The sequence below is a fragment of the Aeromonas sp. TS_SC_11 genome, from assembly GCF_057318915.1.
Genome location: NZ_CM170470.1, coordinates 3,736,291 through 3,749,191, shown reverse-complemented (window position 1 = coordinate 3,749,191; position 12,901 = coordinate 3,736,291). Strand labels below are relative to the sequence as shown.

Here is a 12,901-nt window from a genome sequence, read left to right as displayed (position 1 = left end):
CAGATTGTTGAAAAATAAGGCAAACGGTACGCCCGCAGGCAGAAAGCCATTGCAATGAAATGGGACTTTGCTATTCTCCTCGCCGGTGGTCCCATTGGTCCTCTCGCATTGATAACTCGTCAACCTGGTCAGGACCGGAAGGTAGCAGCCAAGGCGGGGGACTCGAGTGCCGGGATGTGGCTGGTGGGGCCACCACCTGTTTCTGCAATACAATAATTCACACCTAATAGCCCCCTGCATACCTCTTGGTAATCCACTTTGTGTGGATGGATCAGGAGTCTTCAAAGTAAATCCCTGGCTCAACCCCCACGGCATCTGGTATTACCGCAAAGTGACCGTTCTTTCGTGTGGTCGCCGCAAAAACGTCAAGAAATCTCTCCGTACTCGGGACAGACTCGTTTCACGTGAAAAACTGGGGCGATTCAGCAATACCCGCACAGTGTCCTGATGGCACCGCGAGTGCGTGCCACCATCGATCATCTTCTCGCCGCCTTTGCCAGCGACGCCGCGCTGCATGTGCTGCTGCACGCGCTGGAGGAGTATGCCTGTCGTCCTTGAGCACCTCGAGCAACCGGTCAACTCACATGCCCAGAGAGTGGGAAACGAGGTTCATCACTATGACGCCGGCGGTAATAGCCACTGTTTCATCATGGGGAGCTCTCTTTCTTCAAAGAAAAGAAGCCGGCCCTTGTCAACGTGGGCCGGCCGGCCTGATCAGGCTTGTGCCTTGAGGGTGGCCATGTTGATCACGAAGCGGTACTTCACGTCGCTTTTGAGCATGCGCTCGTAGGCGTCGTTGATCTCCTGCATGGCGATCACTTCAACATCCGATACGATGTTGTGCTCACCGCAAAAATCGAGCATCTCCTGGGTTGCCGCAATACCACCGATCATGGAAGCCGCTACTGCCTTGCCGCCAATCACCATGGGCATGGTGTTGAGCGTCGGCTCGAGCGGGCCAAGATAGCCCACCAGTACCAAAGACCCCTTGAAGCGCAGTGTCGGGATGTAAGCGTTGATGTCATGCACGTAGGGCACTGTATCGACGATCAGGTGAAAGTGGCCTGCCACCACAGCCATCTGCGTGACATCGGTCGAGATCACCACCCGATCGGCACCGAGACGATAGGCATCCTCTTCCTTGCCGATGGAGCGGGTAAACAGAGTCACTTCCGCGCCCAACGCCTTGGCCAGCTTGATGGCCATGTGCCCCAAACCACCCAGCCCTACGACGGCAACACGACTGCCGGGGCCAACCCGGGCGTTTTTGAGCGGTGACCAGGTGGTGATACCAGCGCACAGCAGCGGCGCGGCTGCCTGCAATGCGAGGTTATCGGGGATGCGCACCACAAACGCCTCTTTGACCACCACCTTCTCGGCGTAGCCGCCCTGGGTCAGGCTGCCGTCGATGCGATCGGGCGCACCATAGGTGTAGGTTGCGCTGTCGCGGCAGTGCTGCTCATGGCCGTCGGCGCAGGCATCGCAATGGCCGCAAGAGTCGACCATGCAACCCACTCCGACCCGATCGCCCACCTTAAATTTGCTAACCTGGCTGCCGACGGCAATCACTCGGCCGATGATTTCATGGCCCGGCACGATGGGATAGCTGCTCCAGCCCCAATCATTGCGGGCGGTGTGCAGATCTGAGTGGCAGACGCCACAGTAGAGAATGTCGATCTCCACATCATCTGGGCGCAGTTGCCGGCGAGTGATGGGATGCAGCGCCAGTGGCGCCGTTGCCGAGGTGGCGGCATAGGCTTTAACGGACTTGATCATGGTTGTCTCCTGTGAATTGGCATCGGATGCTGGCTTGGCCGGCTTGTGCCCTCTGGGGGCGCCAGGTGCAGGCGCGGTTGCACTGTGTGACGACGAATGGATTTGCTCGCGGATTGATCCACTTACTGGCCAGGCATGGCGGGCCTGAGCCGCCTGCCATTGCCGACTACCAGAGAGGCAGCGGCAAGTAACAGGGCACTGCCCATAAAGGTGGCACTGATAGAGAGGGAATCCAGTAACCATCCCCCCACTGCAGCCCCCAACGTGATCGCCAGCTGAATAGCTGCCACCATCAGGCCTCCACCGCTCTCGGGTGAATCTGCGATGCCCTGGGTGATCCAGGCTGACCAGGCGACCGGAATGGCGGAGTTAAGGGCGCCCCAGAGGATCAGCATCAGGGCCACACTCCAGAAGTGATGCTCCACCGCCAGCAGCGCCAGGGTGATAACGCCTAGCACCAGCGGCAACCAGCGCAGCATCCGGTAAAGATGACGGCGCAGCAGCAAGCTTACCGCTGTGGTGCCGACAAAACCGGCCAGCCCCAAAGCCAGCAGCAGCGCCGAGAGTTGTGGCAGGTCGACCTGGGTGCGTGTCTCCAGGAAGGGGCGAAAATAGGTAAAGGCACTGAAGGCTCCGGCAAAGGTCAGCGTCACGCCCATGATGGCAATGGCGACGTTGGGTCTGCGCATCAGGCGAAATGCGCTGTGCGGGCGCGCTTGGGAGCGCATGGAAGGCAGGCAAAGTGCCATCCACAGCAGGTTGATCACTACCAACGGCACCAGCAGCCAGAACACGCCTCGCCAGCCGATCAGTCCGCCCAGGTAACTGCCAATGGGGGCCGCAAAAGCAGTCGCGACTGCATTGCCGGTATACATGATCCCCAGCGCTTTGGGGACGGATTGGCTGGAGACCAGCCGCATGATGGTGGCAGTTGCCAGTGCCCAAAAACCGCCGATGACGACCCCGAGCAGAGCGCGCGCCACCATCAGCACGGCAAAGTTGGGGCTCAGGGCAATAACGACCAGAGAGGTCAGCATCAGAGTGGCCAGCCCCATGAGCACATGGCGCCGATCCAGTCTATGAGAGAGGGGGGCGATGAGCAGACTGGTTGGGACGGCAAACAGACCGGAAATGGAAATGGCAAGACCAGCCATGCCGTTGCTGGCACCAAGGTCTGTGGCAATCGGTGTCAGCAGGCTGACTGGCATGAACTCGGCGGCAATGAGCAGTGCCACGCACAGTGACATTGCGGCAACCGCAGACCAGTGTTCGCTGACGACAGCGGGTGTGTGTGATGATAGCGATGTTGCGTTCATGACATGACCTGAAAGTAAAACATGGGATTATTCGATCGCTTCAATCGTGATGCTGGCGGACGGGGTGGTGGTAAGGTGGGTGAGACCCGATTCAATGCGCCCCAGCTTGATCAGTCCGGTTGAATAGCCAAAATCCCGATAGAAGATCGCCAGATTGCCCCAGGGGGCGTAATAGGTGATATCCCCCGCATCCGGGTCTATGCCCTTTGGGGCGTCCTGCGTTGTCAATTTGCGTGGCAGATAGGCAATCTTCTCCGTGCCAGCGTAATCCTCAAGGGGCAGCGTCAGGGGGAGCATGGCAAAAAAGTCCCGTGCGCTGTGACTCTCTTCCAGGGTGGCCGTGATGATCTGGCCGGCTATCGTCATCTTGATGTTCATGCTCTCTGTCCTGTTCTGATCCTCAGTACTTGTGGCTGCTGTGCTGGTCATCACCAGCGATAGGGTCATCGCGCTGGCGAACTTTCCTATGGTCATTGCTCTTCTCTCAATGTGGCGCGAAAGGTGGCGTAGTAACCGATGAGAAAATGCGGCGAAGAGCTCGCCGCGTTTTCGACGCTTACTTCAGGTTGGTCTTGAAGAACTGCTCGAACTTGGCAAACGGGATCTTGCCGGCCTTGTTGTCATACAGGTCGACATGATTGGCGCCTGGCACGACGACCAGCTCTTTTTGCTGGCTGCCAACGGCCTTGAAGGCATCTTCGGCAAAATAGCGAGAGTGGGCCTGCTCACCGGTCACGATCAGGGTGGGAATGGCGATTTCGCTGGCATAGCTCAGCAGCGGCATATTCATGAACGACAACGGCATTGTGGTGGTCCAGGCCCCGTTGGAGTTCACCGAGCGGACGTGGAAGCCGCGCGGAACACGGTAGTAATCGAAGAATTCCTTGAGCACCGGATGCGGGTTGTCCGGCAGCGCCTCTGGAAGAGTGCGGGCGGCGGCCGTGACATTGCCCTTCTCATCGACATAGAGGTCGTGGTTACCGTGGGCATAGGCGCCACTTTCCGCGTCTTTCCAGCGTTGTTCATTCAGGTATGTCAGCACCGCGCGGCGATCGGCAGTGGTGTAGCGATCCTTGCCATCGCCCACACCGTGCCCAATAGCCCGGCTCATGTCATACATCACACTGGTCGCCACCGCCTTGATGCGGGTGTCGCCAGCGGCGGCATTGAGGGCCATGCCGCCCCAACCGCAAACCCCCAGCAGACCGATACGGTTGCGGTCGACCTCTTTTTGCAGGCCGAGGAAATCGACGGCTGCGCTGAAATCTTCGGTGTTGATGTCTGGCGAGGCCACATCGCGCGGTTGACCGCCACTTTCACCGGTGTAAGAGGGGTCAAACGCCAACGTGACAAAGCCACGCTCGGCCAGGGTCTGGGCATACAGACCGCTCGACTGCTCTTTCACCGCACCAAACGGGCCGCTCAGGGCAATGGCCGCCAGCTTGGCGTCATCCCGGTTTTTCGGAAGATAGAGGTCAGCCACCAGGGTGATGCCGTAACGGTTCTTGAAGGTGACTTTGCGATGATCAACCTTGTTGCTCTGGGCAAAGGTCTTGTCCCATTGGGTCACCATGGAAACTGGTTCAGTGGGGTTGGTGGTCTGGGCATCACTCATTGTGGAGACTCCGGTTAATGCTGCACCCAGCAGCAGGGCAGACGCGATGGCGGTCAGTTTTTTGGGGAGAACATTCATGGCAAAGTTCCTCTAAATCGGATTTCTGATGCGTGGTCCTGATGGTGGGGGCTGATTTTGTGGCCCACGACACACATTCTAGTTAGAACAATTAATGATGATTAGAGGCGGTTTTTTGATAACATTCATGCGAATAGGTTCTGAATAAGGTGCCTGACGCGCATCTAACTCGGGTCGTGCCGGACAGGAACATAGTGGGGTGAACAAGATGACAGGCCGCGAGAATTACAACGATCTCCACGTCTTTATGCTGGTCGCTCGGGAAGGGAGTTTTACCAGGGCCGCCGCCAGATTGGGGCTTGCCCAGTCCGGGGTCAGTCGAACGATTCGGGATCTCGAGGCCCGTCTAGGGGTGCAACTTCTAGTACGCACCACCCGCAGCCTCTCTCTGACCCAGGCGGGTGAGCAGTTGTACCGTACGGCACAGGGTTGTTTTCAGTCCCTCGATGCGGGTCTGGCAACGCTAGCCCACTATCGTGACACACCTTCAGGCACGGTCCGGATCAACGCCAGCCAGCATGCCATCGACAAGGTGCTGCTACCCAAACTGGCCATCTTCAGGCAGCGTTATCCGGATATTCGGCTGGAACTCATCAGTGAAAGTCGCTTTGTGAACATCATTGATGAGCGGTTTGATGCCGGCGTGCGGCTGGGCGATGAGGTGGATGAGGGGATGGTGGCTGCGCGCATTACGCCCGATCTGGAGATGGTGATGGTAGCCACACCGGATCATTTTCTTCAATACGGTTTTCCCCAGACGCCGGCCGATCTGGCGGGACATCCGTGTATCGCCTACCAGTTTGCCGATGGCAGCCTCTATCAATGGGAACTGTGGCAGGAGGGCAAGGCGATTAAGCATCGACCACAGGGGCAGTGGGTCTTCTCTGACAGCTACATGGAAGCGGCTGCCGCCAAAATGGGGCTGGGGCTGGCCTATGTGCCAGAGGAGTTGGTGAAAGATGAGCTTGAGCGCAGCACCTTAATTCAGGTATTGAAACCCTATAGTCACCGTCTGGCCGGTCTGTACCTCTATTATCCCCACCGGAATGTCTCACCGGCATTAAGAGTGGTTATTGATGTATTAAAATTATGAAAATAGACATCCAGTATGTAGATAAGTCACAACCTCTCTCTACCTGCCACAAACCCAGCCTGTTGCCCCAGCGTTCAGATCATATGCTCCTGGCTTGTCGGTCTTGTGTGGTCGTTATCTCAAAATGGTGAAGGAGAGGGGAGCGGGGAGTTAGCCTGACACCCAGGGTTGTGACTGCCTTGAACGGTCAAGGGGCATTGCCAGTTGAGGCACACCAATGGGGCATCCAGTGATGCCGATATGAGGCGAGATATCCATTGAGACGTGCAGAGAGGCCATAGCGTCGGCATGCTCGCCGCCAGAGAAGAGGGGCCCAAAGGCCCCTGAGGTTAGATCCACTGATGGATGTGGTACTGAGCATCGGCGTGGCGATCGGGGCGGCATCAACGCCATCATGGCGTCATCCAATCCTGTGATGGCTGCCTTGCTTTTATAGCGCTTGGCGTCATCCCTTATCCACAGCACTTCCGTTCTTACCCTAAGCGGCATTGAGCCAAGGCTCAATCGTTCACACCCGGCCTGTTGTCATAGGCGGGGTGGGTTTGTCTCCCGTACTGGGTGACGATGTTTGCCCAATGCAGCAATAAAGGCGGCTGTGCCATCAGCAAGGGTATCGATACTCGCCTGCAAGATACCCGTATCTGGCTGAGTGCTTGGGATGCCAGCCTTGTCGAGCAGGGCATTCGAGGCGCCGAGGGCCAGTATGGTCTTGCCATGACGATACTGAGTGATCACGAACTCCTGTGCCTGTCCGTATCCGGCCAACCGGGTTACCCCCTTGCTACCATCTGGCAAGACGAGCGCATCGAACAGGACCGGCGGCGAATTTTCCAGTGTTCCCATTGCGACCAATAAGTCACCGTCGGCAGTTTCAACCGAGCCAAGATGGGGTGCGATGAGGCAGACCACAGCGCCTGCAGCAACCAATGCCGTCTGAAGCGTGACGATGGATGCGCCGTGTACCCCATCGGCAATCAGGATCGCCACCTTGCGAGTACGTATCCCGCCATCGCCGGGCAGCGCTGTCAGTGAGAGCGCTGGCGACTTGAGCACTTCGGGGGGCTCGGATTGCGCCAGCGCCTTCGGCATCGCTTCGGGCACGTCCATGCCAAGGCCGGCAGCGATATTCGCCGTCATGTCGGCGGACACGTTGACCAGTGAGGCCAGCATGCGCTCACGGATGGCTGGCACAGTGACTTTGCTCAGTTCGAAGCGAAAGCCGCCGATGATGTGCGCTTTTTCAGTCTCGGTCTGGCTCTCATAGAACAGGGCGGCCTGAGTGTAGTGGTCGGCAAACTTCTCTGGCTTACCGCGCAGCTTGTCACCTTCGAGCGGTTGCGGGAAAGAGACAAAACCGGCTGTACCAGCCTGGAATGGGCAACCGCCACCGAGGGAGTTCGGCTCGTAGGCGACCCTGCCACGGGGGATGGTCTGGCGGTGCAAACCATCGCGCTGGTTGTTGTGAACGGGGGCGAGCGGTGAGTTGATCGGGATCTCGTGGAAGTTTGCGCCGCCAAGCCGGGTGATCTGGGTATCGACATAGGAGTGGAGTCGGCCCGCCAGCAAGGGGTCGTTGCTGAAGTCGATGCCCGGCACCACATGGGCGGTACAGAAGGCGACCTGCTCGGTTTCGGCGAAGAAATTGTCCGGGTTGCGGTTGAGCACCATGCGACCTACCGGTGTCACCGGCACCAGCTCCTCGGGGATCAGCTTGGTGGCATCGAGCACGTCGAAGCTGAAACTTTCAGCTTGGGCTTCTGTGAATATCTGCAGGCCCAGCTCCCATTCGGGGTATTCGCCAGCTTCGATGGCATCCCACAGGTCGCGACGATGGAAGTCGGCATCGGCCCCGGCAATCTTGACCGCCTCATCCCAGACCAGCGAATGGGTGCCCAGTTTTGGTGTCCAGTGGAACTTGACGAAGTGCGATTCGCCTTCTGCATTGATCAGGCGGAAGGTGTGTACGCCAAAGCCTTGCATCATCCGGTAGCTGCGGGGAATACCCCGGTCTGACATGACCCACATCAGCATGTGGGTGCTCTCCGGCATGAGCGAGACGAAATCCCAGAAGGTGTCATGGGCCGATGCCGCCTGTGGCATGGCGTTATGGGGTTCGGGTTTCACGGCATGGATGAGATCCGGGAACTTCATCGCATCCTGTATGAAGAAAACCGGTATGTTGTTGCCCACCAGATCCCAGTTGCCCTCGTCGGTGTAGAACTTGACGGCGAAGCCGCGTGCGTCGCGCGCCGTATCCACTGAGCCCCGTTCACCGGCGACGGTAGAAAAGCGCACAAAAACCGGCGTGATCTTGCCTGCTTCCTGGAAGGGGGCCGCGCGGGTGAATTCGGTCAGTGGCTGGTAGGCCTCGAAAAATCCATGGGCGGCAGAGCCGCGGGCATGCACGATGCGCTCAGGGATCCGTTCGTGGTCAAAATGGGTGATCTTCTCACGCAGTATGAAGTCTTCAAACAGAGAGGGTCCGCGCAGACCGGCTTTCAGCGAATTCTGGTTATCACCGATGGCGACACCCTGGTTGGTCGTCAGCACCTGATCGGTGGAGTCGATGCGTGCCCGATCGAGGGACGTTTCATTGCCGCCGGTCTTGGCCGATAGATTGGATTCGCTGAGGGTGCTGGCGGATGCGAGTTTGGATTGTGGCGCCATCGTCTGCCCGGCTGCCGGTGATATGGCATTGTCACGGCCGAACTCCTTGTCTTTGTTGATGTTGCGCGGCATTGATCTGGCCAGTGCCTCGATGGCGGCCACTTGTTGTGCAAGGGCGTCGAGAGGACAGAGATCTATTGCCCGGTTAGGCCGCTTTCTGGCAGTCATCAGTTTGAGATCCGTTTTTTTCATGGGGGTCAATCCTGTGTGAGTGATTGCGGCTGCAACCATGTGGAGGCGGGAGTGCGGCATCAAGGGGTATCACGACCGGCCGCTGCCGGTCCGGTCGTGTCCCTGGGCATTGGGTATCTAGCCGCGTGCGGCGAGAAGATCGGCCTTGCGCGCCGCCATCCTGGCGCCGAGTTCGACGAGATCGAGCGAGGTGGTTTTGGCTTTTTGAAACATGCCGGTCTGCTCTTCCTTGACGTGATGCTCAACATATTCGGACAGCACCTTGACCTTGGCGTCATACATCTCGCCATCGGGTTCGGCACCTTCGAGTTGCGCGATCAGATCCTTGATGCCGCCATGTTCAATCGTGGCTTCCGGCACCAGAAGCTTGTCCTTCAATGCAGTCGTGATGGCCGGGTAGAAGATCTCTTCCTCGATTTGCGTATGAACGCTCAGTTCGGAACAAATCTTGGCAACCAGCGCCTTCTTCTTGGCGTTGGAGCGTGTTTTCTCATAATCGGCAAACAGGTCGCTGACTTCTTTGTGGTCAGCCCTGAGCAAGGCGATTGCATCCTTCGTCGCCGGAGTTTTCGATGTGGCGGAGGTATTGGTCACTGTGGTCATGGCAGTTCCTTGGTGAGTGTGTGGAGAGCGGGTGTGCAATTACATCAGCAGCGCAATCAGGATGATGATTGGGATGGGGATGCCTAGAAGCAGCAGCAAAAGTGAGCGCATTGTGGTGCCTTTTGACGTCGGAAAGTGAGATCAGATAGCGGGATGGGACCTTCAGGCGTCACGCTGCCGGCCACCGTAAGTCGCGGTCAGACTGGCGACGAAAGCTCCGATGAGCAGGGAGACAAACATCCACAAGGCCGCATAGGCCGATGCCTTGCTCGCCGTGTCGGCGGCCTCTTTGGCGGTCACTTCGGCATTGTGCAATTTGGTTTGAGCGAGCTTGTAGACGTCAGTCACGCGTTGCTCCGCCTCTTTCTGCGACATGCCGGTGCGTTGGGCGACGAGCTGACCGACGTACTCTATGTCTTCGGCTGGCAGGGGGTCAGTGCGGCTGACGTTCATGAAGATACGCCCCACTTCCGAGGCCTCATTGGCCATGGTGCGACCTGATGCATCGGTAGCGAGTAGCGATCCGGTCGGATTGGCTGCCGCTGTGCTCCCGTTGCGGCGAAACAGGGAATCGACAAAGTAAGCCATGGGCCCATCTTCCCCGGATCCCGATGTCTTGAAGCCACCTGCTGCCACTGTGGCCGTGTTGGCGGCCCCGCCGACCATGGCGCTCCCGGCCTGGATACCGCCATTCAGAATGGATCCGATCACCGAGGTCAGTAGCACAGCAGTGGCCAGTGAGGCGACTGCCCATGCCAGGAAGCCGTGCGCAGAGTCCCGGAAATACACTTCGTCGGTGTGCGCATCCATCCATCTGGTTCGTAACCGACCGGCCAGGTAGCCCCCCATGGCGGAAGAAAGCAGCTGGGTGAGCGTCAGCCACACTATGGTGGAGAGGCCAAAGCTCGCTGCACTGATCCCTTCAAACGACCAGGGGGAGACCGATGACAGGCCTAGCCCCACGCCCAGGATCATGAGGATCAAAGACAGGGCCGCGGCCCCTGTAGCCCCTGCAATGATGGCCCCCCAGGAAATGGCGTTCGTGACGAAGTGCGGCGCATCAACCGAGCGGTCGATCACGGCAAAGTCGCCTTCTCGCAGGTCAGGAGGGGACGTGCTGGTAATTGTCATGGTAGTCCTTTGGATCAAGGTGGATCATGGGTGCCAGTCAATGAGGCACAGGCTCAAGAAATGACTTCTTGAAATGGGTGTTCGAGCCCATCCTAAAATCCACTAAAAGTTGCGTCTGTACGGTAAACCACGAAGAACTGTCGACATCTGTCGGTATCTGTCGTCAAGTCACACATTTTTTGAGACTCATGGTGTCAGTCAAAATGGCTTTTGGTTGTGTGTTTTTTTGCTCTGTTCAGGGCAGTTATCACCCATGGTTGACGTCGTGATGAGCAAGGGGGGCGTGCCTTGCTTGCCCATCAATGGCATCAGGCGGGAAGCAATTTCACGCCTGCAATCGCTCTTCTTTTGAGCGAGCGCCAAATGGTGAGCGAGTGGTGTGGCAGGTATGTTGCGTTTCCGGTTTTATGACGGACAAGGCCTGGCCGGATGTGATATTGGTATCCTGCAAGGAGGTGGGCGTAAGGGATCACCGGACTCTTGCGTTCGGTAGCGCACAGCTCAAGGTTCACCAGGATTGATACAGTCGGAACTAGCATCTGTCGGCAGGACCCTGTCTTGTCGCGAAGATGTTCGCTAAGCCATGCAGTCGGTCGTTCTACCAAGGCGCTGTCATTGCTTGTTTGCCGCCAAGCCATGCCTGGCGACACACCCACAGTCGAGAGTGAAAATGAATCTTTTCGACGTTGACCTGCCCGCCATACTTGCCTTCACAGTCTCTCCGCTACAACTGATGTTGCGGGGGACCCTGATGTACTGGTTCCTGTTCGTGGTCTTCCGGTTTGTGTTGAGGCGCGACATAGGCGCTCTCGGTGTCAGCGATTTCTTGTTTGTGGTGCTCCTCGGTGACGCGGCACAGAATGCGATGATCGGCGATGCCACGTCGACCAGCGATGGTATGGTGCTGATCGCGACCCTGGTATCCTGGAGCTACATGCTGGAGTTCTTGAGCGTCCACGTCCCGGTGGTTCAACGCTTCACTTCCGCACCCCGAATATGTCTGGTCCGCAACGGTAAAATGCTTAGGCGAAACATGCGTCGCGAGTTTATTACCGACGAGGAGTTGGGGGCGAAAATCCGGCAGGAGGGCATTGATGACATAGCGCTCATCAAGGGAATGTACCTTGAAGGTGATGGTGAGATAAGCCTGATTAAGCAGGTGACGCGCGAGCCACCCAAGTGACGGCCTCCGTACTTTTCACCATCCCCGGACTCGGCATCAACGGCAGTAAAGACAGGGTTGAACCCGCATCGGTTCGGCAGATTTCAGCTGCATGCAGTGAGCAAGAAAAAGTGGATATATCTATGAGCTGCTGGCCGCCAGCAAGGTTTCGGATACCCCAGACAGCATGATCGTCATCATCACACTGTCCGTGAAAGCGGATTGCCTCACAACCCCCCAGTGACTTGTCCACATCTCCTGTCAACGACAGCTTGCTTTTAATGCCATAGAAGCATTTCCCTTATTGTGCAACAAATGAATCTCAATTGAGGCTTTAATTTTCATATGGCACCCATATGGGGAGGCTTGGTTGATAGATGAATCAATAGGGGGGTATACCTTACTGGCCGTTGAACACCACAGTAAGCAATCACAAGACAACACAAGGACGAATCAATGAATACCACAGTTGATAAAGTGAAGAACGTTGTGACTCGAAACATCTATGTTTCGCTGAGTGCGAGTGCGGACCAGATTAACTTCAACGAGATCTTCTCCATCACGGATCCCAACATTGCCCCCCAGGCGTTTGCGATGGCGCAGGTTTTCCAGCAGGCGCTGGTGCCCACTGATGACAAGAAGTCGCTCCGCTTTGATGTGCAAACAGCCATAAACCTCATCAAAAAGCACCCTGAAATGGCGGTGATCAACTTCACCGATCAAGTGGTCGAACAATCCAACTCCGCCGTCCAGTTGATGGTAGACAAGGTGCTGGAGATATTGAGCAAGGTGTTGGGAGTCGTGCTTGGTGCAGCGCCGAAGCAAAAACTGACCGAGTCCATCGCGAGCGCGTTCACCGGCCTGGATGAACAAAAGAATGATGCCTGGATTTTCTGGGAGCACACGACAGCCCACAAGACTACCTATCAATACAACATCCTGTTCGGGGTCCAGTCCAAAGAAACCGGCCTGTTCCTCTATGGCCTGCCGATGGGGATGGAGATCACCGTCGATATCGAAAAGGAAAAAGTCCTTTTCATCACGCTGAAGGACAAAGAGTCCTACCGTGTGCATCTGCAATCGCTCTCTGTTGTTGAGATGATCAAGGCGCACAGTAACCTAAAACTGGCAGCGAAAGCTGGCGGGAAGGATCCGCATCAGGAAGCGCAAGAGTTCTTCGCTCTGCAGAAGAAAAAAGAGCCGGTCCGCATCTAATCATCGACATGCCTTCAACCAAAACGCCCTTCTGTGAAGGGCGTTTTTTTATC

Annotated in this window: 10 protein-coding genes and 1 other RNA gene; 4 read left to right on the top strand and 7 right to left on the bottom strand. The window is 57.1% G+C overall.

The window, feature by feature from the left end; translation table 11 throughout:
• Positions 1-92 precede the first annotated feature (92 nt).
• An RNA gene (gene ffs, locus AC1P02_RS17470) (signal recognition particle sRNA small type) lies at positions 93-189 on the top strand.
• 525 nt (positions 190-714) lie between these two features.
• Here ffs and AC1P02_RS17465 read toward each other — a convergent pair.
• The 4 genes from AC1P02_RS17465 to AC1P02_RS17450 form a co-directional block, all read right to left on the bottom strand.
• Positions 715-1,776 carry an NAD(P)-dependent alcohol dehydrogenase gene (locus AC1P02_RS17465; RefSeq protein WP_485182764.1) on the bottom strand — a complete coding sequence of 354 codons (1,062 nt, stop codon included), beginning with the start codon at positions 1,774-1,776 and terminating at the stop codon, positions 715-717.
• A gap of 122 nt (positions 1,777-1,898) precedes the next feature.
• Positions 1,899-3,023 (bottom strand): MFS transporter, encoded by a 1,125-nt coding sequence (locus AC1P02_RS17460; RefSeq protein WP_485182762.1) that lies wholly within the window; start codon positions 3,021-3,023, stop codon positions 1,899-1,901.
• Between the two features lie 96 nt (positions 3,024-3,119).
• The gene (locus AC1P02_RS17455) at positions 3,120-3,470 is read right to left on the bottom strand and encodes a cyclophilin-like fold protein (RefSeq protein ID WP_234576992.1); all 351 of its coding nucleotides are present in this window, start codon (positions 3,468-3,470) and stop codon (positions 3,120-3,122) included.
• A gap of 178 nt (positions 3,471-3,648) precedes the next feature.
• A complete protein-coding gene (locus tag AC1P02_RS17450; RefSeq protein ID WP_485182761.1) occupies positions 3,649-4,785 on the bottom strand; it encodes an alpha/beta hydrolase in 1,137 nt (378 codons plus the stop codon).
• A gap of 208 nt (positions 4,786-4,993) precedes the next feature.
• On the opposite strand from AC1P02_RS17450, the gene AC1P02_RS17445 reads away from it, so the two are divergent.
• A complete protein-coding gene (locus AC1P02_RS17445) occupies positions 4,994-5,878 on the top strand; it encodes a LysR family transcriptional regulator (RefSeq protein WP_485185481.1) in 885 nt (294 codons plus the stop codon).
• 525 nt (positions 5,879-6,403) lie between these two features.
• Here AC1P02_RS17445 and AC1P02_RS17440 read toward each other — a convergent pair.
• The 3 genes from AC1P02_RS17440 to AC1P02_RS17430 form a co-directional block, all read right to left on the bottom strand.
• Complete coding sequence (locus tag AC1P02_RS17440; protein ID WP_485182760.1) at positions 6,404-8,737, bottom strand: catalase; 2,334 nt, start codon at positions 8,735-8,737, stop codon at positions 6,404-6,406.
• A gap of 117 nt (positions 8,738-8,854) precedes the next feature.
• Positions 8,855-9,340 carry a hemerythrin domain-containing protein gene (locus AC1P02_RS17435; protein WP_059167698.1) on the bottom strand — a complete coding sequence of 162 codons (486 nt, stop codon included), beginning with the start codon at positions 9,338-9,340 and terminating at the stop codon, positions 8,855-8,857.
• Positions 9,341-9,502: 162 nt separating this feature from the next.
• Positions 9,503-10,471, bottom strand: coding sequence for a hypothetical protein (locus AC1P02_RS17430; RefSeq protein WP_485182759.1), 969 nt, complete (start codon positions 10,469-10,471; stop codon positions 9,503-9,505).
• A 670-nt stretch (positions 10,472-11,141) separates the two neighbouring features.
• On the opposite strand from AC1P02_RS17430, the gene AC1P02_RS17425 reads away from it, so the two are divergent.
• Both AC1P02_RS17425 and AC1P02_RS17420 read left to right on the top strand, forming a co-directional pair.
• Positions 11,142-11,654, top strand: a complete 513-nt coding sequence (locus tag AC1P02_RS17425) for a DUF421 domain-containing protein (RefSeq protein WP_125608996.1) — start codon at positions 11,142-11,144, stop codon at positions 11,652-11,654.
• Between the two features lie 435 nt (positions 11,655-12,089).
• Positions 12,090-12,848, top strand: a complete 759-nt coding sequence (locus tag AC1P02_RS17420; RefSeq protein ID WP_017413134.1) for a cytolytic delta-endotoxin (insecticidal protein) — start codon at positions 12,090-12,092, stop codon at positions 12,846-12,848.
• The last annotated feature ends 53 nt before the right edge of the window (positions 12,849-12,901 follow it).